The organism is candidate division Zixibacteria bacterium HGW-Zixibacteria-1, from assembly GCA_002838945.1.
In the GTDB taxonomy this organism is placed as follows: Bacteria; Zixibacteria; MSB-5A5; order GN15; family PGXB01; genus PGXB01.
The window spans coordinates 24,453-49,282 of the sequence record PGXB01000026.1; the positions used below are offsets into that span (position 1 = coordinate 24,453).

Sequence of the window (24,830 nt, forward strand, 5' to 3'; positions counted from 1 at the left end):
AACGGCTGTCAAAGTCAGTCCGGGAGAGACTGTATCCAAATGGTGTCGGGTGCATCAACCCGACACCATTACTATTTTGTAAGATTGACTACTGATTGAAAAGACCCTACGCCATCACACCCGCGTCGCTGAAATCAATCCGAAATTCGGTGCGGCCCGGTTGAACTGTCTCCAGATCAAACGAAAAATTGTGATTGATGAGTATTTCGCGAATAAGCGTCAAACCTATCCCCTGGCCGTTCTTGCGCGTGCTGTAAAATGGCGTGAAAAGGTACGGCCGCGCCTGCGAAGAAATCCCTTCGCCGCTGTCGATGATTTTCAGAAATTGTGAATTCGAGTTTTCGGTTTGCACTTCAATGGTCCCGCCGGTGTCGATGGCCTCGATGGCGTTCCGGAACACATTCACCAGCACCTGTTCCATCTGCTGAACATCGACCTCGACCATCAGCGGCACCGGCGCCAGTTTCCAGCGTATCTCTATGTTCCGTCCCCGGCATTCGGCATCCATCAGGATGCCGATCGACTCCAGCAGTTTATGAATATCATACGGCACTTTTTGGGGCGGCGGTATCCGCACCACGTTGGCGAAATTGGACATAAACTCATTGAGGTTGATATTGCGCTCGATCGCCACCTTGATAATATTCTCATAATCAGCCCGGTCATCAGGCGTCAACTGCTCCTTGTAATTAAGCGAGCTCTGTAAAATCGAATTGACCGCCCCGACCGAGTTGTTCACCTCATGCGACATCATCCGGATTACCTTATCATAGGCCCGTTTCTGTGAGGCGATAATTTCCCTGGTCAATTCCTCGATGACGACAAAATGCCGGTGAAAGCCGCGGTCGAGAAACTGCGACTTGCGGCAGCGGTATGTTTTAACACCGCTGACCCGGATAATGCGCACCTCGCCCGGATTCATCCCGGCCAGCTGGCTTCCCAGGGCGTCTTTGAAATCATCCAGCGAACAGCCGTAAGTTTCATCCTCATGCAGTCCGAGCATGGTCCGGGCGGCCGGATTGATCATGTTGATCTTCTCATCCAGATCGAAAATTATGACGCCGATCGGCGTGACTTCGATCAGGCGCTCCAGGAAAAAGTGTTGCTCACGCTGCTTGACGCGCTCGTTCCGCAGCTGCTCGATCATCCGGTTATAGACATCAATAAGCTGGTCCAGTTCATGCTGACCGGTCTTGAGAAAAGTGGTACTGAATTCGCGGTCCTTGATCGATTCTATCCCGGCCGTCAACAGATTGAGCGGTTTGAGAAAGGCCCGGTAAAGATGAATGGTGACAACCAGGCTGGCAATGATGAAGATTTCTATTACAAGAAAAAGATAACGGCTCTGCTCGATCAGTAATATCGATAATCCGAGAATAAGAACATGCACCAGAACCGCAAAGGTTATGAATTTGTGGCGAAGCTTCATATTGATATGCCGTACTTTTCAAGCCGTCGATACAGCGCCGCCCGGCTCAATCCGAGTGATCGGGCGATTTTGCTGATGTTGTTGCCGTGAAACTCAAGCGCCTTTTTTATCATGGATTGCTCCATTTCTTCCAGCGTAATGGTCCCGACCGCCGGCAGGGCGCCGCTGCTGATAGTACCCGATGTGCGGTTCATTTGTGCCTGAAAGTCAGGGTGATCGAGACGGTCGTGACTGCTTACCAGCACCGTCCGCTCGACAACATTTTTCAGCTCCCTGATATTACCCGGCCACGGCAGGTCACTCAGCCAGTCGAGCGCACTGTCGGTCACGGTCAAGTTATTCCGCCCATAGATGGTCTTCAGATTATCAATGAAGTAATGCACCAGTAAAGGGATATCTTCTTTGCGCTGCCGGAGAGGCGGCAATCTTAACATTATCAGATTTATTCGATAGAACAGGTCCTCGCGGAAACGGCCGTTCTTGACAAGATCCTCGAGATCGCGGTTGGTGGCGGTAATCAATCGAAAATCAGCCGTCACATTATCGGATGAACCGAGGACCTCAAAACTCCGGTCATGAAGCACACGCAGAAGTTTGACCTGGCTGGCGGCATCGAGATCGCCGATTTCATCGAGAAATATCGTCCCACCATCCGCCATTTTGAAGCGCCCGATACGATCGTACAGGGCATTGGTAAAGGAGCCTTTTCTGTGTCCGAACATCTCGCTTTCGAAAAGCGTGGATGGGATACTACCGAGGTTGACTTTGACAAACGACCCGTTACAGCGATCACTGTTGACATGGATCGCCTCGGCGATCAGCTCCTTGCCGGTACCGCTCTCACCCATGATAAGAACCGCGGCATCGGTCGTGCTGACCCGGCCGACCGTTTCCAAAATCGCCAGCAGCTCCTTGTTGATACCGATTATATTATCGAAATTATACAGCTTATTTAATTCATCCCGGCTTGAGACTCTTTTTTTATCGACATTACTGCGCCGGGACAGGCTCAGCGCCGTTCTGACCGACTGCAGAAAACGCTCGTTGTTCCAGGGTTTGGTAATAAAATCGACGGCCCCGATTTTCATCCCCTCGACCGCCAGCGGAATGGTCCCCCAGGCGGTTATCAGAATAACCGGACGGTCCGGGCAGACCGACTTTATTTCCCGAAGCAGGGCCAGCCCTTCCTCGCCGGATGTCTTCATCGAGAAATTCATATCAATGATAAACAGATCGGGCAGAGTCGGCTCAAGGAGGCTCAGGGCGCTCTCGGGAGAATCGGCGGAAATCACCTTATGGCCGGCTTGTTTAAGCATCAGGCTCAACGAGGATCTGACGGCGCTGTCATCATCGACTATTAGTACATTCGCAGCTTGCATATCCATAATGCTATACGTTTACGGACCAATAAAGTTACTCATCATGAAGCGCCTCCGCCGGCTGAATACGGGCAGCCAGCCGGCTCGGATAAAGGGCGCATATCGTAATTATAAGATATATCATACCGGCTGCAAAAACCACTGCCAAAATATAGGTCGAGGTCCTGATATCTTCGATAAATTGCAGCAACGGCGCCTGTATGGCCACAAATATCCCGACAATAATGCCAAAAGTGGCCAGGGCCAGCGCTTCACCGGTAATCTGCTTGAATATCTGACTCGAATCGGCGCCGACCGCCCGCCGCAATCCGATTTCTCCGCGGCGGCGGTTAATCGAATACCAGAGTACCCCGAATATTCCCAAAGCGACATTGAAAATCAAAAAGCCGGCAACAATCCCGTACAAAAGCATCCCCATCAGCATATCTTTAACATTTCCTGCATGGAGATCTTCCAGACTGGATATTTTCATAACCCACCCCGGCGTCATGGTACCCAAACGCTGTATCAGCCTGTCCTCGAATTCAATTCCGGTGCCGTCAGCGACCGAGAATATGAAATAGTCGGGAGTCTGGGATGAGCCTTCCTCAAGCTTCAGCCGCCGGAAGAATCCGCCCCGGTGAGTCATAAATTCGCCCCGATAATGGTAGTTGCCGATGACCCCGACAATTACATACTCATCATCCTTTCTAGGTATTACTTTTCCCAAAACCTGCTGATCACCGAAAATCCTCTCTTTTACGTCATTTTCGATAACGATCGGTATTCGGGGTGAAGCATCATCCTCTTTACCGAACCAGCGACCCTCAAGAATCGGGATATCGAGGACGCGGGCATAATCATCCCCGGCCATACATATATCCGTCGAAAATTCCTGTCCGTCAATTTCCAGTGAAGTCCCCCACTGAGAATTGAAAAATGGAACATTTCCGGAAACCCAGCTGACATTGACGACTTCCGGAGATGCCTTCAACTCGGTATAAATCTGCTGCAATTTGGCAACAAGCTCCGGCTTGGAAATTTCATTAATGATGCTGTTCCATCCGGTATTCAGAACCATGACATTTTTGTACTTATATCCAACCGGCTCCAGATAATTAGTGATATTCGAAATGGCCATGGTACCCACCGCGAACAAAACCAAAAACGAGAAAAATATTTCGCTGATAAGCAGGAAATTACGCATTTTGCGATTCCAAATCAGTCTAAATATATGCCGTATCATGCCTCCACTCCTTTCAGGGCGTCAACCGGATTCAGTCTCGACATCTTCCATGCCGGCAGGACCCCCGAGAGCAGCCCAAAAAACAAGCAAATCAACAGACTGTACAGGAAGATAGTAATGTTGACTGTAAATTTGCCGAAGGGAACCAGACCGCTGTCGGTTACAATATTCAGAATAATAGAAGCCAGGACGAACGCAATGGCACCGCCTATCAAAGTCAGGACAATATTTTCGACGATGAACTGCCCCACGAGGGTCATCGATGACGCCCCGAAGGCCTTGCGAACGCCGATTTCCGAAGACCTCTCGATAATCCGGCTGATATTCAGATTGACCAGATTTATGGCCGGAAAGATCATAAACAAGACCATCAGTGCCGCCAATGCGGCAAAACGCCTGGCTTTCTCACTTTCCGATTCAGTGCCGAATATGTGCGCCGATATAAGATCGGCTTGTGTTCCAACAGTGCATTCAACGACATTGAATTCACCTTTGAGATCCTCCCTGGCCCGATCCAGCGCCTTATTCATATCATCTTTTATTGCCGGGAAATCCGACTTGTCGCGGGCCATAACGATAGCATGAAAATTGGAGAAGGGACGGTCTATTGTCATGGCGGCACGGGAAATTGTCACCGGAACATAGACATCGGCATAAGACTGCATCAGTGTTATATCTTCGGCCCTTATGACACCTATTACCCGGAAACTGCCTGAGGTGGTTTCGATATATTTACCGATTGGGGACGATTTACCGATTGGGGACGATTCCCCGAATAACTGGCGGCTGGTTCGGTCGGTTATGACCGTCACCATTTCGGCATTGGAATTATCAACAGCCTCGAACGGCCGGCCCTCGATAAAATCGAATTCAAGGATATCCCAGAAAACATCATCACAGTACATTATCTTGACAGTGAGCTTCCTGTTATTTACATAAGTATCCGTCTCGGCGGCGCTGCTGTAGAGCGATACAACCTCGGGACTGTTCATCGGCCTGACATATTTATCGAGAAAATGGTAGCTCGGCTGTGCTGAGATCGATGTGTTTTCGCCACTGAGATATATCCGCTCAATGAATAATGACCGGTCCAGTTTGGAGCCGGGCTTGGCCGGCGACAATGTATGCACCAGCATGGACACGACGATGGTCAGGACCAAAAGAGTGAATGTGATTCCGAATAGACTGACGAAAGTGAAGAACTTTCTTCGCATCAGTACTTTCAGGGCAATCTTGATGTAATTTTTGAACATACTCGCCCCTTTCAATCGACCTGGCTGCCGTCATAGAGGCGGATGGTCTTCTCGGTTTTCCTGGCCAGTTCCTGATTATGAGTCACCATGACAATGGTCGTTTTTTCATTCTTGTTCAGGCCAATGAGAATATTCATGATTTCATCGCTCATGGCGGAATCAAGATTTCCGGTCGGCTCATCGGCCAGAATAATATCCGGCTCGCCCACAATGGCCCGGGCAATGGCCACCCGCTGGCACTGGCCGCCCGACAACTGGGTGGGAAAATGCTTGGTGCGCGCATTCAGGCCCACCTTATCGAGCGCCGCCAACGCCTTGCGACGGCGTTCCGATGATGATATACGCCGATACAGCAGCGGCAGTTCGACATTATCCAGAACCGTCAGATCGTTTATTAAATGATAGCTCTGGAATATAAAGCCGATTTTGCCATTCCTGAATCGGGCCATGGCCCGGTTATCAAGATTCATGACCGCCTGCCCCTCGATCTCGACCTCTCCCTTGCTCGGCGTATCCAGAAGCCCCATGATGTTGAGAAGGGTGCTTTTTCCGGAACCGGAGGGCCCCATAACCGACATAAAGGCCCCGTCATCAATTACGATATTGATATCCTTCAGGGCCAGTGTTTCTACCGTGTTCGTACGATAGACCTTTTCGACATTCGCTAATTGTATCATGACTCACTCTGCAATATTTAAAAGTTGTTTCTATTTACGTTCATTGTTCTTGATTTCGACTTCATCCATATGGCGATATTTTTCCATGCTTGATATTATTACTTCATCACCGGGCGAAATATCCCCCTCTATTTCCACATAATCAAAATTCGACACCCCGATTTTGACATCTCTGCGGACGGCGATATCACCTTTCACGACAAACACTTCCTGATCCATCCGGCCGGTATAAAACGGGCCGTTCTTGACACGAATGACATTATTTTTGGATGATGTGATGACATAAACATCGCCCCTGATGTTCGGACGGAGTATTTTGTCGGCTCTGTTATCGAGCTCCACAAGAAATGTAATAACCCCGTTCTGCACAGCCGGGCTGACCGAGCCGATGCGGCCCGTCAGATATTTTTCGCCGATACGGATTTTTGCCGGCCCGCCGACCAGAATTTTGTCGGCATGAATATCCGAAATGTTTGCATCCACCCGGAAGCTGCCCAGGTCGGCGACACGCGCCAGAATGTCGCCGCGGTTTACTGAAGATCCTATATTCTCGTTGACCCAGGTAAGAACACCGTCGCGTGATGACTTGACATCAGAAAGATTCAGCTCCCGCTGTACCTCGTCGATTTTATTCTTCTGGATGCTGATTTGAAGGTTAAGCCCCTTCAGCTCGGCTTCGAGAAAAGCCTTTTGATTATCAATTTGCTTTTCCCACTGTTGCACTTCCTGAAGCGCGATTTTGACATTGAGATCCGCCCGCTGAAGATTCTCTTCCGTTTCGGCGCCGATATCATGAAGATGTTTCACTCTGTCGTATTGCGTCTGGATAAACTGCGCCTGCAAGCGGCTTATTTCAAATGATGCCTGGAGATCGATTAACTTTCTTTCCAACTCAAGCCGCAATTGCTCCTTGTTGTTCTGCAACATCCCCAGTTCGTCGGTGAGTTGCTTCAGGGCCATTTGTGACAGATCTTTGTTGATTTCCAGAATGGTTTCGCCGGTTTTGACACTGTCGCCAGATCTCCGGTATACTTTCTCTATGGTCGAATTCACCGGCGAAGTGATAACCTGTTCATATTCCGGTACAACCACCCCGGAGGCGGACAAGGTGGCCTCGACCAGCCCGATTTCCGCAACATATGTTTTGATTTTTTTTGCGTCCAGAGTCGGACTGATGACTTCGCGGAGTGCCCAGACACCCCCGGTCAGCAAAATCACTATCGCGGCTATTCTGATGACAAATTTTAATCTTCGTTTCCGTTTTACTTCGGCGGGAAGCTCTCTGTCCATCTGCTGATCAACTCCTGTTTTGTATTCTTATATTCTATATTCAATTTCCGTGCCAAAATAAACTTGTTGAATTTCAATATGTTACAGCCACCACTCTTCTCAAAAAGTGTCCGAAAACGGACAGTCTGTCCGATTACGGATAAGGGTCATTCGCATAAAAAAAGCCGGGCAGTATCGACGGCCCGGCTTGCAACTTAAGTCCTGTCGTATCCAAAGGGTTGCTCGCGCTTGAGAATTTTCCGGATATTTACAATTTGACCCGCATGATAAAAATCATGCATACATAAAAATGAGACCGGTTTCCAGGCGGGTAATTTCTTATCGCCCCAGTCGGCATCGGCTTCCAGAGCCTTGTCGGAAATTTTCTCCGCCGCCGTGATTGATTGCTCCTGGAGTTCATAAAGGCGGGCCCGAAGCTCGTCCATGGACGGATAAACCGAAGGATTGTCGGAAATTTTCGAGCCGCCGCCGAAAAGTTTTTCATATCTTTCCGAATCCTCGACGATCCCTCCGAGCCGCCTCAAGATGGAGGCATTGCTGTGGACAATATGGCCGGCCTGCCAGCGGATATGATTATGACCGTCCGCGCCCTGCTCGAGCGATTCCTCTTCCGTTATGTCATCGAGCAGCCTTTTCAAAACCTGCTGATTGACTTTAAGCATATACAAAATATTTTCGCGGGAAGACATGATTATCTCCATGGTTATTAGTTTTTGTTTGTTATTGCTTACGTTCTGATCCGCGCAATGTTCTAAAACCTGTGAAATCCCATGCCCGGTCTCACAGACTGCGAAACATTTCTAAATTGCCTTCGCGTCTTTTTATGGGTATAATAAACTATAAACCTTATTTAAGCAGGATTATTTATGGCAAAGCTGACTTTTTATGGAGCCACGGAAACGGTGACCGGGTCACGGTTTCTTCTGGAAATAAAGGATCTTAAGCTTTTGATAGACTGCGGCTTATTTCAGGGCCCCAAGGAAAACCGGCTGAAAAACTGGGAACCGTTCCCGGTCCCGCCGTCCGAAATCAGCGCCGTCCTCCTGACTCACGCCCATATCGATCATATCGGCTACCTGCCGCGTTTGAGCAAGGATGGATTCAGCGGCCCGATAATCTGCACCCATCCCACCGCCGAATTGAGCAAAATTCTTTTGAAAGACAGCGCCCATCTTCAGGAGGAGGATGCCGCGTGGGCCAACAAGAAGGGTTTCTCCAAGCATGACCCGGCTTTGCCTCTTTTCACGGTTGAGGACGCCGAAGCATGCATCGGCCAGTTTTCCTCTTTTCATTACGGCGATGAGGTCTCTCTCAACGGCGATATTCGCTTGAAGTTCAGGGATTCCGGCCATATCCTGGGTTCTGCTTTCATCGATATCAAAATTTCCCATGGTGAACAGGACAGCCGCAAAATTCTCTTTTGCGGAGATTTGGGACGACCGGCCCGCGTCATTCTTCGCGATCCGGTTCAGGTGTACAACATCGACTATCTGGTTGTCGAATCGACGTACGGCGACCGCCTGCATGCTGACAATTCATTTTATGATGAATTAACAAAGGTGATTAATGAGAGCATAGAACGCGGCGGGGTTTTGATTATACCCTCGTTTGCCGTCGGGCGCACCCAGACCCTGTTGTATGTTATCAGGGAACTCGAGGAACTTGGAAAGATCCCGATCCTGCCTGTTTATCTCGATTCGCCCATGGCACTCGAGGCCACGACTATATACGAAAAACAAATACCAAGTCAGAATCTGAGAAGCCGCGTTCAGACTATTATGGGCAAAAAAATATTCCGCACCGGTGATATGCGCCTGTGCGAATCCAGGAAAAAGTCGCAGGCCATCAATGATGTTCGCGACAGGGCTATTATTATTTCTTCGAGCGGTATGATTACCGGCGGCCGAATCATGCATCACATGATGCAGCGCCTGCCCAATCCGAAGGATACCGTACTGTTTGTCGGTTATCAGGCGGAAGGTACCCGCGGGAGAACCATACTCAACGGCGCCCCGACCGTCAAAATACATGGCGAAGAGGTCCCGATTAAGGCCAAAATCGAAAATATTACCGGCTTATCCGGTCATGCCGACTACAATGAAACCCTGGCCTGGATGATGGGTTTTAATCGTGGGCCAAAAAAAATATTTGTCGTCCATGGCGAAAAGGATGCCCGGAAATCGCTCGCGGAAAAAATAACGACACAATTTGAATGGGAAGTGGCGCTTCCCGAATTTCAAGAAAGCTATATTTTGGACCTGTAATTGACTGGGATGTTATGCTGTTCGACAAAATAATCATGAAAAAATACACTTTAATAATTATGCTGATTTCGGTTCTTTTTTTCCTTGGTGCGATATCAACCTTCTCTTTTGATATAAATGGTGGAAAGATCGACAATGCCATTGCCGAGCAGATCCGTAACCGTATCGAATCATCCGCAATACTGGAAACCATTATTATCGGTGATGAACTTGTATATGCTTCAATGGCTCTTCCTGTTTTTTATGAGCGACGGGGGTACTATCCGGGCTGGATCGATAGCGGGATGATTCTACAACAGGCGGATTCTTTGATCGGGATAATAAAACTGGCCGGTGCCGAGGGACTACGCCCTAATGATTACCATGTTGCAAAAATAGACAGCCTTGTTTCTACCGTCCGAAGGTCATTCAGGTTATCCGAGGCCAAAAAAGTAATAATACTGGCCGATCTCGATTTACTGCTGACGGATGCTTTCCTTATTTATGGATCGCATCTTATCTCGGGGAAAGTCAATCCGGTGACGATCGATCCCGAATGGTTCACTAATCTGTGCGAAGCTGATTTGATATCCATCCTCGATAATGCGCTGACTGAAAATTCCATCTCTTCAACCCTTCGGAACCTGGCCCCGCCCCAGGCGGGTTATACCTTGCTTAAAAAGGCATTGCGACGCTACCGCGCCCTCGATTCCCAGGGCGGCTGGCCCGCCGTGCCCGAGGGACCGACACTCAAAAAAGGTGACGCCGGCGAGAGGATCCCCGTTCTGCGCCAACGGTTGACCATCACCGGCGATCTGGCCGAATACAGCGCGCCTGATTCAATCCTTTTTGACGACTCGTTGGAAGCAGCCGTCAAAAGGTTCCAAAACCGCCATGGACTCGATATTGACGGAAGCGTGGGAAAAAGCACCCTCGCGGCATTAAATGTCCCGGCCAATCAAAGAGTCCGGCAAATTCTCCTGAATCTGGAGAGATGGCGCTGGCTGCCCCAGGATCTCGGGAAAAGACATATCCTTATCAATATTGCCAACTATGAATTGGATGTTAATGAGGATACGGTCACGGTCCTCACAATGCGCATCATCGTCGGAAAAACATATCGGCGGACCCCGGTCTTCAGTGATAAAATGACTTACCTTGTGTTGAGCCCGTACTGGAACATCCCGGCTAACATAACCTCGCAGGACGTTATTCCCATGATGAAGAAGAACCCCGAATACATCAAAGAACAAAACATAAAGATCTTCAGGGGATATGGCTCGGAGAGGGTGGAAATCAGGCCTGAATCAATCGACTGGGCAGCACTCTCACCGAAGAAATTTGATTTCTGGCTTCGGCAGGAGCCGGGCCCAAAAAATGCGCTCGGCGGAATTAAGTTCATGTTCCCCAATAAGTTTAATGTCTATTTACATGACACCCCGGATAAAAATCTGTTTTCAAAATCATCGCGTGGATTCAGTTCGGGATGCATCAGGATAGAAAAACCGTTTGATCTTGCCTTATATCTCTTAAGAAATCTCCCGAATTGGAGCAGAGAGGAAATGATAAAAGCCGTTAATGCCGGCGCGGAACGGACTGTCCCCCTTCCCGAACAGATTCCGGTGCATGTTTTGTACTGGACCGCCTGGGTTTCCCCTGACGGCGGAGTTAATTTCCGGGAAGACATTTACAATAGAGACAGCGTCTTATCGGCCGCTCTGAATGAAGAACACCCGGAGCCGCTTGAAAATTGAACCATATAGTGCAATAAAAACAACTTATGCATTTTTTCACGAAAATTTCATTTAGTGTAATTGCGCTGGTTTGCATCACGGTGATGAGCGTTGCGGCCATGCCTGCGCCTGATTCAGCCTATGTTACCGACAAGGCGTCCTTTACCGTCAAAGTCAATGATCTTACTTTTGACTATTCCATCATGAGCCTGTTTTTGATGCCGTCGGAAGAGATAACCATCGAAATACCGGTCACCGATAAACCCTGCAGTTTCGATATAACCGCTTTGGCCGATACCATTGCCATGTCGGGGGATATGCATTGGCAATGGACGGCTCCCGAACAATCGGGGCTTTATCAGCTCAATATTGTCTGCCGGGAACACAGCGATACCACGACCGTCAACATTTTCGTCCTGATACCGTACGGACAGATGAATGGCGAATATCTTAACGGCTATCATATCGGGCGTTACCCCAAAGCGCTATACAAGGGGCTCCCCACCTATAAGCCGCCGCCGGGATTTGTCGAAATCACCGAAGAGAATGCCGAAACCAGATTAACTCCCCACTTCCGGCTCAAACAGTTTGCCTGCAAGCAGAATAACGGCTATCCCAAGTATGTTGTTCTTAGAGAATTGCTTCTGATTAAACTTGAGGTGATTCTACAGGCGCTTAATGAAAAAGGCTATCGCTGCGGTACTTTCAATATCCTCAGCGGTTATCGTACTCCTCAGTATAACAAGACAATCGGCAATGTCAAATACAGCCGCCACCAGTGGGGCGATGCCGCAGATATATTTATCGATGAAAACCCGAAAGACGATATGATGGACGATCTCAACAAGGACGGTAAAATCAACTGGAAAGATGCCGCGGTGATGTATGATATAATCGACGACATGTCCGGGAAAAAAATCTTCGAAAGACTTATCGGCGGTCTGGCCAGGTACAAAAGAACCGGCGACCACGGGCCGTTTGTCCATGTCGATGTGCGCGGCTACCGGGCGCGCTGGGGATATTAGAAATAGACCCTGAATGATGTGAAATAGTAATCGGGATAATTACCGAATTCCGATTTGCATGTAAGATGCAGGACAATGGGAAGCGAGTCTGAGTCCCCCCTGCAATCGGCGCCTCCCCCAAAACCGAGATAAGCTCCCCCGGACAGATAGATGTTCTCGGCAATATTATATTCGACCGTCGGCATCACAAATACCGAAGGGTCACTCAGATTGGCCAGCAATTGTCTTCCGATCGTTATCAGTGGCGTCAACTGATGGTTTACCCCCGGGGCCAGATAATGTTTTCCGACCAGATAGCCGGATGCTTCACCATAGGCTTCATTGCTGATAGTCTCAGACGAGTTTTCGAAATCATTGACACCGGCGCCGTTATAATGATATTCGATAAACAGATAGGTGCCGTCGCGAAGACTGTAATCGCATCCGATAGTGCCCCGGAAGAAATCATAATCACCGTCGCGTTCGTCTGAATTAAGGGCCTTATCGAAAACATAAGCGCCTTCGAACCAGAACCCGGCACCGCCGATCGGCCGCGCCACATCAAGCCCGATCATCAGATTTTCCCGAAAACCGACCGCCAGAAGCGATATATCGGAACGACGGTAATTGATTTTTCCCCTCAAAAACATGGCACTTTTCTTAGATTCGAAATCATCCCCAAAAACATATCCGGCGTCGATTTCGCTCAGCAACCCGATTGGCATCCTCAGGCGAACCGCATCGACACCGATACGATCTTCGACGTCAAGCTCGTTGAAAGCATACGGCGCCAGGACATCAGTTGGATTGATCACGCGGGCCGAACCCCAGGCAATCGCCTGGCGGCCGACATAGATATCCGCAAAGCGGCTGTTGACCGTCAGAAACAATCGGTCAAGGTTTTGATAAATGCCAAAATTACCCATTGTATCTTTCGGCCCGGGATAAAGGCGGTACCTGATATCATCAACCCGGTAACCGGACCTTGTTGTGGAAATGGACGCCAGCCACGATGGAACCGGATTAAGGGTCGTATCACGTTCAGCCCGGGGAGAAAAATCATACGCGCCCGTAAGCGACAGCCTGTCTGTTATCAGGGCGGTTGTCTTGAGCCGCAGGTGGTTATCCACCGCCGCATACACCGGCGACTCTTTCGTATAATCAAATTTGTTGCTTATAAAAAAATCGATATCGGGCCAGTCATAGGCAGTGAAATAACTTTTATAATAACCATGAACGGATAGCCAGTCAGCAGGATATGCATTCGGCGTGGTCAGCAGCAAACCAATAAGGATCAGAAAGATCGTCGATGTCATTGACTTATCAAACATTTTCTACCTCACCTGTGTCTCTGGCTGGATTCAACTTCTTGTTTCATCGCTGTCGATCATGCCGTCCTTCAGCGTCACCAGCCTTCTGGCGCGCTCCATTATCTGCCGGTCATGCGTCGAGAAGACAAAAGTAATACCGCTTTTTTCATTCAGCTCCCGCATCATATCAAGCAGCTCCGCCCCGGTTTTGGAGTCGAGATTGGCCGTCGGCTCATCGGCGAGAATCAGCGACGGCCGCGAAACCATCGCCCGTGCCACCGCCACCCGCTGCTGCTGACCGCCCGAGAGCTTGGTTGGGAGCCGTCCCGCGAATCCCTCGAGACCCATCTCCGCAAGAATCTGCTCCACTCTTTTATGCCGCTCGATCTTATCAATTCCCTGGAGCAGCATGATGTATTCGACATTTTCTTCCACCGTCAGGACCGGAATCAGGTTGTACGCCTGGAAAATAAAACCGATATGATCCCGCCGAAAATCGGACAGCTCCGAGCCGCTCATCGATGACAGCTCTTTTCCCGCCAGCCAGATTTGGCCCTCGGTGACATCATCAAGACCGGAAATGATATTCAGGAATGTCGTCTTGCCTGAACCCGATGGTCCTACAATGGCAGTGAACTCCCCTTTTTTTATCGTCAGGTCGATTCCGCGAAGGGCCGGCACCGGCACACCATTGTCATGATAAACCTTCTTGATGCCCCTTGTGACTATCACATCATCTATTAATTGTGGCATATTTATCTCCTCCTAAAAACTCCGCCGCATCGCTTTGGCCGGAGAAATCCGCGCCGCATAAAAAGCGGGGTAAAAACCGACCAGCACCGTAAATATAAAAACCACGATCGGGTATTCGATAAACTGCCGCCACCTCATCACCGGATACAGAAGATCCCGATATGTTACCCCCGAAAACTCGATCCCGGTATAGTCTATCCCGACATGTGATATAATATATGTTATTAAGTACCCAAGAATCGTTCCCAGAATTATACTCAGCACTGCCAGCGCCCCGGCTTCGAAAAGAATTAATCGAGCCATGCCAAAGGGGCGCGTCCCGACCGCCCGCAATACCCCGAATTCGAACATCCGTTCATGCAGCGACATGAACAATGTGTTTATTATACCCAGTGCCACGACACCGAAGAGGATCAAACCGACAATATACGTCGCAAACTGCGACATCTCGAAAGCCGCCTGAAGCTCGGGAAGGATCACCGTCCAGCTAACCGCTTCATTGCCGTCGGTCGAATATTTTTTCCAGAAGGGGTGACTCTTGTCACGGGCATAACCGCTGTTTTTAAAACGCAGCGCTATTTCATGCACATTATCTCCGAGCGCCAGCATCTGCTGCGCCTCCTTCAGGCGCACAAAGACCATGGAGCGATCCATTTCCTTTATATTGAAATGATAAATCCCCGAAATCCGGAACATCTCCTGCGACAGATCACCCGAATGCGCCTGGGCCACCGTCAGAACCACGCGGTCGCCAAGACCGACTTCGAGGATCTCAGCCAGTTTGCTGCCGACCAGAATATCACGCTTGTTATCCCCATCGAAATAGCTCCCGTCAATTATCGCCTCATCAACCTGTGAAAGATTCTTTTCCGTGCCCGGATCGACACCGACCATCGTTACCGCGCTCAGGTTTGCCGGCGAGGTAATCATGGCAAAGGTCATGGTTCGCTCGGTAAAATCAGCCACGACACTGTCCTGTCTCAAACCGGCGGCCACTTCGGGGAGATCACTGATGGTCTTTTCGACCGCATATGAATCGCGGAAATCAGCCTGGTGTATCTGTCCTTCTCCGAGAAAGGATTCCGTCGCCGAGGCGATCATGTTTTGCTCCATGCCGATAATCAGGGCATCCGTGAATATCAGTGCAGCCAGACCGATGCCAATGGCGCTCCCGGCAATAAATGTCCGGCGTTTGTTGCGGAAGAGATTGCGAATGGCCAGCTTGATGAATAACTTCACGATCTTGCTCCCCTAGTGCGACCTCAGCGCCCTGGCCGGCGCAATCCGCGCCGCCTTGATCGCCGGGAAAATACTGATGAACATCGCCGACAACATAACCGTTATCGCCGGTATATACAGGCTGTGCGCATTAACTTCACTGAAGTAATGCGTGAACTCCATGCCGCCGTAAGTGAACGACATCGGCATCGGTATGCCGGGCACCGAAAACCAATAATTTATAAAAATACTTAATATTGTTCCGATGATTACACTGATTATGCCCATAAGCGCCACTTCGATTATTACGAGCCTGAAAATTTGCGGCGGTCTCGTGCCGACCGCACGAAGGACACCGTACTCACGCGTCCGCTCCAGAACCGTCATTAGAACCGTATTCAGAACCCCGATCGCAACAATCAGTATCACCACGAAAAGCATCACCCAGGAACCTTTTTTATCCGCCTCCATGGCGACATAAAACGATCGTGCGAATTCCTGCCATGGCGCGACATCAAGATTGAATTCACTCAGCCGCTGCCGCAGCAGAGTTGTTGCATCTTCAACCTCATCCAATTTATTTGCAATTACCACAATCTCATGAATCGACCCTTCCAGCACCAGAAGCTCCTGGGCATCGACCAGGTGCAGATAAAACGCGCTTTGATCCATGACAGCGTCGCCCGTCTCGACAATGCCGATCACATTATAGAGATCATTGGCGATCGAGCCGTCCGCCCCCTGCGATACGATCACGATTTCATCTCCGGGTTTTGCCTGAAGCGTCCGAGCCACCGCCTTGCCGAGAATTGCCTCATGGGCCGGCGCCGTCGAAAAACTTCTTCCGTCAATGACCTTTTTCTCGAACCTGGTTGCGTGTGACTCGCGTTCGGGATCGATTCCGATTATCTGCACGCCGGCGGTCTTGTCACCGACCGAAGCCAGCCCGGCCGAATATAACCGCGGCGCCCATGAATCCACATACTCGGTTTGCCCGACGATGCGCCCGACTTTTTCATAATCATCGATTTTACGATACAACGACGGTTTGTCGAGATATCCGACGGCATGGATCTGGACATGTCCCAGCCGGTTGCGGGTGAACATTTCGATTATGCGATTGTACGTGCCGTCCGCCCAGCCGATCGATATCGCCGACAGCGTAAACCCGCCGAACATGGTCAGCACCGTCAATATGGTGCGGCGTTTTTGCCGGAATATATTCCGCCAGGCTATTTTTAATGTCAGCATCACAGCCGGCCCTATTTATCCGCTCTTAAATTCCGCAGTGAAAATATTTCCTCATCGATCTTGATGTCGAAATCAAGTTTATTATAACGAATTACGGTTTTATTGCCTTCTTTATTCTGCGGAATCATCTCCATTGCCGCCGGAATCATCCGCCCGCCGAAATCCCTGACATCACTGTAGTTCAGGACACGCATCAACTTGCCGTCCTCATCGTAATATTTCTGCCAGATCGGTATATATTTATCCTTCGTGGCGGCAATCACAATACTGCCCCAGACAACCGGCAAATCCTCCCGCGGGATGCACCTGACATAAATTCGGTCATCAAAACCTTCATCTATCTTAATCAGCTCATAGCTGTAATCATCGAATAACGAAAACTCTTTGACCAGGTCATCATTGGTGAAATCCGAGCCCATCCATGAGCTCATCATCATTGACGGCGGTATTTTCATGACCTTATTTGTCTTGGGGAGATAGTTCCACATTTCGTTTTCGATCCGAAGCGTCGCCACGCCCCTGTCCTTTTCCGGCTCATTGATGCGAATGAATGTCTTTTTCTGACCGATTGTCCAGGCATCCATAACCATGGTGCGCTGCCAGTGCGGGGTCACGATTTCCATCTCGAATTCCGAATAGCTGCTCTCCGAGCGATACAACTCGTCGATCCGGCGGATGATTTTCTCGACTTCAGGATCGTTTTTCCCGGCGGCTTTATCGCCTTGCGCCCACAGACAAGGCACAACAAATAACCAGAGCAATATTATAACCTTTTTCATCTTATTTTCCTTCAAATACTTATTAATAGCTGATTGGGTCAATCCTTCCATTTGGCGTATTATAATATATACATTTGTTCAGGGTCAAGGATTCAAAATAAAGGTATCCTTCCTAAGTCCAAAAGAAATTTGCCGGTTTCGACAGCCGGTTTTTGGCGCGCCGGACACCTTCCCGCTTGACAAAAAATGGTTTTGCCGATATATTTTAGATAAGTTCTTCTTTTAACTTATTATTTGGAAGACCGGCTCGGCGGAATATTCTGATAATTTTTTTAACTTTTGATAAAATCGACTCATCGATGCTTTAATGAACTTCTCACCACTTTGACCCGGGAGGCAGGCCGTGAAACGAAATATTTTTATCGTATTGATCATTACTCTATCCGCGTTCTTTATATTTTTTGGAATATCCAACCCGGATCAAAGCGCGGGATTCATCACAAGTGAGTCAAATATGTGTGGTGATGTCAACGGCAATGGCTCAATAAATATTCTCGATGTCATTTATATAATAAATTATATCTATAAAGGCGGCCCTCCCCCGACCGATACCCTGGCCGCCGATGTCAATAATTCCGGCAATATCAATATCCTCGATATTACCTATTTAATTTCATTTCTGTACAAAGAAGGTCCGGATCCGGTCTGCCCCGGCGGCCAGCCCGGTGAACTGCCGTCCAGCTTTGATCTGCGCAATTATGACGGCATTAACTATGTGACTTCGGTAAAAAATCAGAGCGGCGGCACCTGCTGGGCCCATGGAACCATGGCTTCGATCGAAAGCAACCTGCTCATGACCGGTGCCTGGGCCGATAATGGCGAATCGGGCCAGCCCAATTTGGCCGAATATCACCTCGACTGGTGGAACGGATTCAATGATTTCTATAATGCCGATGCCGATCCGCCGACCGGCCAGGGCATCGAGGTTCACCAGGGCGGCTATTATCTTATGGCCAATGCCTATATTTCCCGCGGCGACGGCGCCGTGCGGGATATTGACGCCCAGTCTTTCTCGGTCCCGCCCGATCTGGCCAAAGACAGTTATCATTATTACTATGTGAGAGATGTTGAATTCTATATTGCCGAATCCGACCTGAGTCGAATTGATACCATCAAACGGAAAATAATGGAATATGGTGCCATTGCCACCGCTTATAGTTCCTATGGCGAATATATGGTTAATTATATTCATTATCAACCGCCGGATGATCCGGTCGAACTTAACCATGCCGTCGCTATCGTCGGCTGGAATGATAACCTGGCTACCCAGGCGCCGCACCCGGGAGCCTGGCTGTGTAAAAACAGTTGGGGATCCGGCTGGGGATTTAGCGGTTATTTCTGGATTTCTTACTATGATAAGTACTGCTGCCAGGAATATCAGCTCGGAGCGGTTTCGTTTCAGAATGTGGAACCGATGAAATATGACATCGTGCACTGCCATGACTATCACGGATGGAGAAACAACCTCGGATACACCTCTTATGAAGCTTTTAATGCCTTTACCGCAGCGCATAATGAGCGGCTCGAAGCGGTCAGTATCTGCACTCCGGAGGATCAGGTCAATTATACGGTTCGAATCTATGACACTTTTTCCGGCGGAGCGTTGTCCGGACTGTTGAGTGAAGTCTCGGGAAATTATGAGTATCGCGGTTTCCACACCGTTGATCTGACCACACCGGTTACACTCAGCGTCGGCAATGATTTCTACATTTACATGTACATTTCCTATCCCTCTCTGCCTTATGATTGTTCCACCGATGTCCCGACTCTCCTTGGAAGCAGCCAGAAAGTCTGGGTGCCGTCGGCGTCACAACCCGGACAGAGCTACTACAAGCTGGGAGGCACCTGGCATGATCTCTATGATTACGACAATTCGGCCAATTTCTGCATAAAGGGGCTTGGTCTCAATGTTGGGATGAATGTCAAACCGGCCGATAATCTTGAATCCGAAGGCCCCTCGGGCGGCCCCTTCGAACCGGGAGACAAGTCTTATCAGTTTTCGCATCGATATGATGACCCCATTGATTACGAAATAACCATTGATCCTTCAATTGATTGGCTCACTCTTTCCGGCGATGTCGGCGGCAGTCTGCCCCCCAATACGCCCGCCGAAGTCCTGGTAAGTATCAACGGTAATGCGGAAGATCTGGTCGAAGGCATTCACCACGGGAGAGTCTATTTCACCAACCTGAGTGACCCCAGCGACAACACCAGCCGCGAAGTCACTCTCACTGTCGGGACGCCTTCGGTGCGCTATGAATGGCTTCTCGACACCGATCCCGGCTGGACCTGCGAAGGTCAATGGGCCTTTGGCGTTCCGACCGGCGGCGGCGGGACTTTTGGCTGGGGGGTCGATCCAACCAGCGGCCACACCGGCGATAATGTCTATGGCTATAATCTCGACGGCAACTATCCCCCGAATCTGCCGCCGACCCACCTGTATATGCCGGCTCTCGATTGCACTAAATTATTCCGGATCAGTCTTGATTTCTGGCGATGGCTGTGTGTCGATGGGTGGGGAATCGGTTATATCTCGATCAGCACCGACGGTTCTTACTGGTATCCGGTATATTCGCAGACCGGCTCACTGCTGGACAATAGCTGGAATGAAATGTCTATCGATATTTCGCAATATGCCGATTTCCAGTCAACTGTCTATTTGCGATTCACGATGGAGGCCAATAACGCCACTAACACTTTCGGCGGGTGGAATATTGATGATATCCAGATAAAGGCCATCTATGACTCAGCCTCAACCAAGGCCCTGCAGCAACCAGTGAGCGTGAATAATAAATAGATTGACATTTGGGTGATTAATTATTTCATGATAATTTACATAATGGATAAAGACTTTAATATAAGAAAGAATGGTATTTACAATGGCAGAATTTAAAATCTCGCTTGATGAGCATAGAAATAAAGAATATTATACGATTATTAATGATTCAAATGAGCTAATGTACAGATGGAATGAGATAAATAATTTTATACATCATACACATATATCTTCTTTAAGGCCGTGGCTGTTCAAAAAAGCAGCAAGGCCATTTGCGAAAAAAATGAGTGCACTTCAAGAGGATTATTCTAAATGGCATGATATGGCAACAAGATTTCAAGCTAATCCAAATTTGGTTATTGAAATAAATGAAATGCATCATTTTATTTTCTTGCATTATATGAGTGTACTACGAACAAGGATACAGCAGCTAAACACAGACATGAAAATTATTATTGACAATTTTAATTTGAAATACGCCGAATCGGAAAATAAAAGAAATTTCCTAATTGCATTAATATCACTAACTTTTTCTTTAATTTCGTTCATTTTGGCTTTTATTAAATAGATTTTAAATTATATTTGAATATTATTCTAAGCCCTGATGGTTTAAATTCTGGGAATGTATTCTGGTAGGTCGGCGTCATAATCAGTGGTAATACTAATGAGAAACCCGACAAATTACCTATTATAACATTTATAATGGTGCATATGTACGTGCCCAATGTCGGGTTACTCGTTCACTCGCCACCGCTCATTCTCTCGGAACCCAACCCGCCTTATTAAAATTTTCCCTTACAATCTCCGACAAGCTGTTCAATTATAATACATGACGGCCGAACAGGCAAGTTTGAGGAATTTGGAGAGGTTTTTGTTTGTTTTATTGTAGCGTCTTCCGCTTTCAATCGCCCAAGGCCTTTTCTCTCATAAAATTAGCTCAGGTTTAAACGCAGTTTTTGCGCCAAAACTTCTTGTAATTCATAAAGTTATCTGCAAGAAATGCCGGTTAGCGGAACCCCTTTTAAAGGAGTAATGTACAATGATGCCTATGCCGAACAATTATAGCCTAAGATATGCGGAAACACACCAGTCATTTGGACGTAGAGATACAGAGAATGATTGTTGAGGAACGAAAGGTGGTCAATATGGCCCGATTGGAAAACAAGAAAAGAGATAGTATTCTCAGGGCAGGGGAACAGCTGTTTTAACCAGTATGGTTTGGGAAAGACGACGATGGAGGATATTGCCCGGGCCGCTCATGTCGCCAAAGGTACACTTTATAAGTATTTCCCGAGTAAAGAAGAAGTCTTCAGCAGTGTCGTCCAGCATGAGGGAAATATTCTGGTCAAATCTATGATGGAGGCGGTTACCAAAGAAAATACCCCCCTTGATAAAATCCGCGCCCTGATTACCGTTAAGACAAAAATGATGAAGGAACTGGCCAATTTCTACCGGGTCACCCGGGAAGATGCTCATCGTATCTGGCCGTATCTTGAAGACACCAGACTGGGCTTCTTTGATAAAGAAGCTAAAATTCTTGAAGAAATCCTTCTCGAAGGCAAGATTGCGGGAATATTCAGAATTGAGGATCCGGCCAGGGCCTCCAGGTCGATGGTGGCCGCCTTGAAGGGCCTGGAAATTGAGTGGATACTTGATAATGGCGCCGGAAATCAGATGGCCGATATCGATATGATCCTCGATGTCGTGGCCTGGGGTATTATGGCCCATGAAAGGGAGCCCAGCCACCAGGTATAAAAAGTAATTTTTTGTTGTCCCTCCTTATTGTTTTTACCAGCCCGCTTCGGTTGCTTCTGATGCGGGCCTTTTTTTAGAATTAGTCGCCATCTCAAATAACAGTTTGTACATGAAATTATTGAAATAAATGCCCATAAAGTGATTTCGCTTTTTGGACGGATTTCGTATAATTTTGGTGTTCGGCCGCTTTGTCTTATTACAGTAAAGCCGCTGATCGCAGCAAATTTATCACGAAATTTCTCATTTAAGGAGGAGAGGTGCAATGAAGAAAGCATTAGCAGCAATTATTTTTGTCGGGTTTCTTCTTGTCATGGCGCTGCCCATCGGCGCCGAAGAAGCCCCGTGGTTCGATATGGTCAACTGCGAATTCTGCAAGCATCTGATGGATGATCCGGCCATGCTGAACCATACTGTCTGGGAGCACCATAATATATCCAATGGTATTATCAATGTCACCACCGTCGAGCCGGAGTTTATGGAATCTTACCATAACTGCACCAAGGCGATGGGTGAAGTTGAAGCCTGCCTGATGAAAGGCGAGAAGGTCAAAATGTGCGGCATGTGCCAGGCGATGGGCGAACTGATGATGGCCGGGGTCAAGGTCGAACATGTGCCGACCGAGCGTGGTCATGTTATGCTGATTACATCCGATAATCCGGAGATGGTCGCCAAAATCCAGGCCTGGGGCAAGCGCAATCAGGATGAGATGGATAAGATGCCGCCCATGCCGGTGCAGTTGGATGAATAAATAATCATTGAGAAGACTCCTTGCGGAAACGGCGGGGCATTTCTGCACCGCCGTTTTGTTTTGCTATAAGATTTATCAGGCTTTGACAAGCTTCCGATAGCGGTTGCGGCGGTTTTCGAATAATTTCCCGCGTAGTTGCCCTCGAACCAGCGCACCTTTCCCTCACCTTCAAAAACCAGCAGGTGGGTGCAAATCCGGTTGAGGAAAAACCTGTCATGGCTGATGACCAGGGCACACCCGCGGAAATTCATAATCGCTTCTTCGAGCATCCGCAGCGTATTGACATCGAGGTCATTAGTAGGCTCATCGAGCAGAATTATATTGCCGCCGATTTTCAATATTTTGGCCAGATGTGCGCGATTGCGCTCACCGCCCGATAGTTGATCGACCGATTTTTGCTGATCGGCCCCGCGGAACCCGAATCGCGCCAGATATTGCCGGATCGGTATCGCCCGCTTGCCGAACATGATTTCATCCGCGCCGTCGCCGATATCCTCGACCAGACTCCGCGAACCGGCCAGCGATTCCCGCCCCTGGTCCACATAGGCGGTATTGACCGTCGGCCCGATTTTGACTTCGCCGCTGTCCGGTTTTTCCTGACCGACCAGCATCTTAAGCAAGGTCGTCTTCCCCGTCCCATTCGGCCCCACCAGCCCGACAATGGCCGATTTCGGGACGATAAACGAGAGATCCTTGAAAAGAAGATTATCCCCGAACTGTTTCGACACGCCGTTAAACTCGATCACCTTGTCGCCCAGCTCCGGGCCGGGCACAATCTGGATAACATCGCCGCTCTCGCGGTCGGCGGCGTTCTCGCGGGCGATAAGCTGCTCATATTCCAAAAGCCGCGAGCGGGTCATATTCTGCCGGTCCTTGTTGCTCATTTTTATCCAGGCCAGTTCGCGCTCGAGGGCGCGGGCGCGCGGACTGTCTTTTTTCTCCTGCGCCGCCAGCCGGGCCAGTTTCTGCTCCAGCCATGATGAATAATTGCCCTCGTACGGTATCCCGCGGCCGTTGTCGAGTTCCAGTATCCATTTGGTGATATTATCAAGGAAGTACCGGTCATGCGTCACGATAATCACCGTTCCCGGATATTCGCTGAGCTGCATTTCCAGCCAGTCCACCGTCTCGGCATCGAGATGGTTGGTCGGCTCATCGAGCAGAAGCAGATCGGGCTGTTCCAGAAGCGCCTTACCCAGCGCTACCCGCCGCCGCTCACCGCCCGACAGGGTCCCGACAATCCGGTCATCATCGGGAAGGCAGAGGGCATCGCCGGCCAGATTCATTTTCTGGTCAAGGTTCCAGGCATCGGAAGCATCGAGCTGATCTTGAAGTTCCCCCATCCGGTCCATGGCCTTCTGCATTTCATCATCGTCCATCGGTTCGGCCATGCTTTCCGAGATTTTTTCATATTCCGCCATCATCGCCATCTGCGCCCCAAAAGCGGTTTCGAGCGTCTTGCGCACGGTCAGCTTTTCGTCAAGAATCGGCTCCTGGAGAACCACCCCCGCCTTGTAACCGGAACTGATCTCCGCCGTCCCCTTGAACTCCTCATCGAGCCCGCCCATAATGCGCAGGACGGTCGATTTGCCGGCGCCGTTTTCGCCGACAATTCCGATTTTCGCCCCCGGATAAAAGCTCAGATTGATATTATTAAGAACCTGCTTCTGGCCATAGTATTTATTGAGGCCGATCATGGTAAAAATATATTGTTGTGCCATTCTGGTAACTCCCCGGCAAAATTATTTATCGCATTAAGATATACTCTGCCCAAATTACGTCAAAATCGTCCGCGATTCAATAAAATTCTGGGGTAAAGACATCCCCAAAGATGTTTCATGGCTTCGCAATGAAACATCTTTGAGGCTGCCACTCCATACCGCGCCTGTCATTCCCGCCTACCACGTATGTCATTCCCGCGCAGGCGGGAAGGTGGATTCACATTTGAAGTGCAACAATTGCTCTAAAAATACTTCAGACGGTGTTTGAAAGTCCAGACATTTTCTC

The 24,830-nt window shown here is 49.0% G+C and carries 20 protein-coding genes; 7 read left to right on the forward strand and 13 right to left on the reverse strand.

Features of this window, described 5'->3' with window-relative positions; translation table 11 throughout:
• Positions 1-106: 106 nt before the first annotated feature.
• The 7 genes from CVT49_10505 to CVT49_10535 all read right to left on the reverse strand — a co-directional run bounded on the left by CVT49_10505 (position 107) and on the right by CVT49_10535 (position 7,954).
• Entirely contained in the window at positions 107-1,429 is a 1,323-nt protein-coding gene (locus tag CVT49_10505) for a histidine kinase (GenBank protein ID PKK83056.1), read from the reverse strand.
• Entirely contained in the window at positions 1,426-2,808 is a 1,383-nt protein-coding gene (locus CVT49_10510; protein ID PKK83076.1) for a sigma-54-dependent Fis family transcriptional regulator, read from the reverse strand. The genes CVT49_10505 and CVT49_10510 overlap by 4 nt, the downstream gene beginning before the upstream one ends.
• A gap of 34 nt (positions 2,809-2,842) precedes the next feature.
• Entirely contained in the window at positions 2,843-4,033 is a 1,191-nt protein-coding gene (locus CVT49_10515; GenBank protein ID PKK83057.1) for a hypothetical protein, read from the reverse strand.
• Entirely contained in the window at positions 4,030-5,286 is a 1,257-nt protein-coding gene (locus CVT49_10520; GenBank protein ID PKK83058.1) for a hypothetical protein, read from the reverse strand. The genes CVT49_10515 and CVT49_10520 overlap by 4 nt, the downstream gene beginning before the upstream one ends.
• 11 nt (positions 5,287-5,297) lie before the next feature.
• Entirely contained in the window at positions 5,298-5,963 is a 666-nt protein-coding gene (locus tag CVT49_10525) for a macrolide ABC transporter ATP-binding protein (GenBank protein ID PKK83059.1), read from the reverse strand.
• Positions 5,964-5,993: 30 nt separating this feature from the next.
• The gene (locus tag CVT49_10530; protein ID PKK83060.1) at positions 5,994-7,253 is read right to left on the reverse strand and encodes a hypothetical protein; all 1,260 of its coding nucleotides are present in this window, start codon (positions 7,251-7,253) and stop codon (positions 5,994-5,996) included.
• A gap of 194 nt (positions 7,254-7,447) precedes the next feature.
• A complete protein-coding gene (locus tag CVT49_10535) occupies positions 7,448-7,954 on the reverse strand; it encodes a hypothetical protein (GenBank protein PKK83061.1) in 507 nt (168 codons plus the stop codon).
• Positions 7,955-8,119: 165 nt separating this feature from the next.
• Between CVT49_10535 and CVT49_10540 the strand changes: the two genes are divergently transcribed.
• The 3 genes from CVT49_10540 to CVT49_10550 are packed head-to-tail and all read left to right on the forward strand — an operon-like array spanning position 8,120 to position 12,254.
• Positions 8,120-9,517 carry a hypothetical protein gene (locus tag CVT49_10540; GenBank protein PKK83062.1) on the forward strand — a complete coding sequence of 466 codons (1,398 nt, stop codon included), beginning with the start codon at positions 8,120-8,122 and terminating at the stop codon, positions 9,515-9,517.
• On the forward strand, positions 9,466-11,250 hold the full coding sequence (locus CVT49_10545; protein PKK83063.1) for a peptidoglycan-binding protein: 1,785 nt from the start codon (positions 9,466-9,468) through the stop codon (positions 11,248-11,250). The genes CVT49_10540 and CVT49_10545 overlap by 52 nt, the downstream gene beginning before the upstream one ends.
• A gap of 26 nt (positions 11,251-11,276) precedes the next feature.
• Entirely contained in the window at positions 11,277-12,254 is a 978-nt protein-coding gene (locus tag CVT49_10550; GenBank protein PKK83064.1) for a peptidase M15A, read from the forward strand.
• Here CVT49_10550 and CVT49_10555 read toward each other — a convergent pair.
• The 5 genes from CVT49_10555 to CVT49_10575 are packed head-to-tail and all read right to left on the reverse strand — an operon-like array spanning position 12,251 to position 17,595.
• The gene (locus CVT49_10555) at positions 12,251-13,564 is read right to left on the reverse strand and encodes a hypothetical protein (protein PKK83065.1); all 1,314 of its coding nucleotides are present in this window, start codon (positions 13,562-13,564) and stop codon (positions 12,251-12,253) included. The genes CVT49_10550 and CVT49_10555 overlap by 4 nt on opposite strands.
• A 30-nt stretch (positions 13,565-13,594) precedes the next feature.
• Positions 13,595-14,296 (reverse strand): macrolide ABC transporter ATP-binding protein, encoded by a 702-nt coding sequence (locus CVT49_10560; GenBank protein PKK83066.1) that lies wholly within the window; start codon positions 14,294-14,296, stop codon positions 13,595-13,597.
• A gap of 12 nt (positions 14,297-14,308) precedes the next feature.
• Complete coding sequence (locus CVT49_10565) at positions 14,309-15,535, reverse strand: hypothetical protein (protein ID PKK83067.1); 1,227 nt, start codon at positions 15,533-15,535, stop codon at positions 14,309-14,311.
• Positions 15,536-15,547: 12 nt separating this feature from the next.
• The gene (locus tag CVT49_10570) at positions 15,548-16,765 is read right to left on the reverse strand and encodes an ABC transporter permease (protein ID PKK83068.1); all 1,218 of its coding nucleotides are present in this window, start codon (positions 16,763-16,765) and stop codon (positions 15,548-15,550) included.
• Positions 16,766-16,776: 11 nt separating this feature from the next.
• Positions 16,777-17,595, reverse strand: a complete 819-nt coding sequence (locus CVT49_10575; GenBank protein ID PKK83069.1) for an outer membrane lipoprotein-sorting protein — start codon at positions 17,593-17,595, stop codon at positions 16,777-16,779.
• 292 nt (positions 17,596-17,887) lie between these two features.
• Here CVT49_10575 and CVT49_10580 point away from each other — a divergent pair, with 292 nt between their 5' ends.
• From CVT49_10580 to CVT49_10595, 4 genes are all read left to right on the forward strand, one after another.
• Positions 17,888-20,341: a hypothetical protein gene (locus CVT49_10580; protein PKK83070.1), complete on the forward strand. Its 2,454-nt coding sequence runs from the start codon at positions 17,888-17,890 to the stop codon at positions 20,339-20,341.
• Between the two features lie 70 nt (positions 20,342-20,411).
• Positions 20,412-20,888 (forward strand): hypothetical protein, encoded by a 477-nt coding sequence (locus CVT49_10585; GenBank protein PKK83071.1) that lies wholly within the window; start codon positions 20,412-20,414, stop codon positions 20,886-20,888.
• Between the two features lie 650 nt (positions 20,889-21,538).
• Positions 21,539-22,075, forward strand: a complete 537-nt coding sequence (locus tag CVT49_10590; GenBank protein ID PKK83072.1) for a hypothetical protein — start codon at positions 21,539-21,541, stop codon at positions 22,073-22,075.
• A gap of 262 nt (positions 22,076-22,337) precedes the next feature.
• Positions 22,338-22,823 (forward strand): hypothetical protein, encoded by a 486-nt coding sequence (locus CVT49_10595; GenBank protein ID PKK83073.1) that lies wholly within the window; start codon positions 22,338-22,340, stop codon positions 22,821-22,823.
• Here CVT49_10595 and CVT49_10600 read toward each other — a convergent pair.
• Positions 22,772-24,544 (reverse strand): energy-dependent translational throttle protein EttA, encoded by a 1,773-nt coding sequence (locus CVT49_10600; protein PKK83074.1) that lies wholly within the window; start codon positions 24,542-24,544, stop codon positions 22,772-22,774. The two genes, CVT49_10595 and CVT49_10600, sit on opposite strands and share 52 nt — an antisense overlap.
• Positions 24,545-24,830 lie beyond the last annotated feature (286 nt).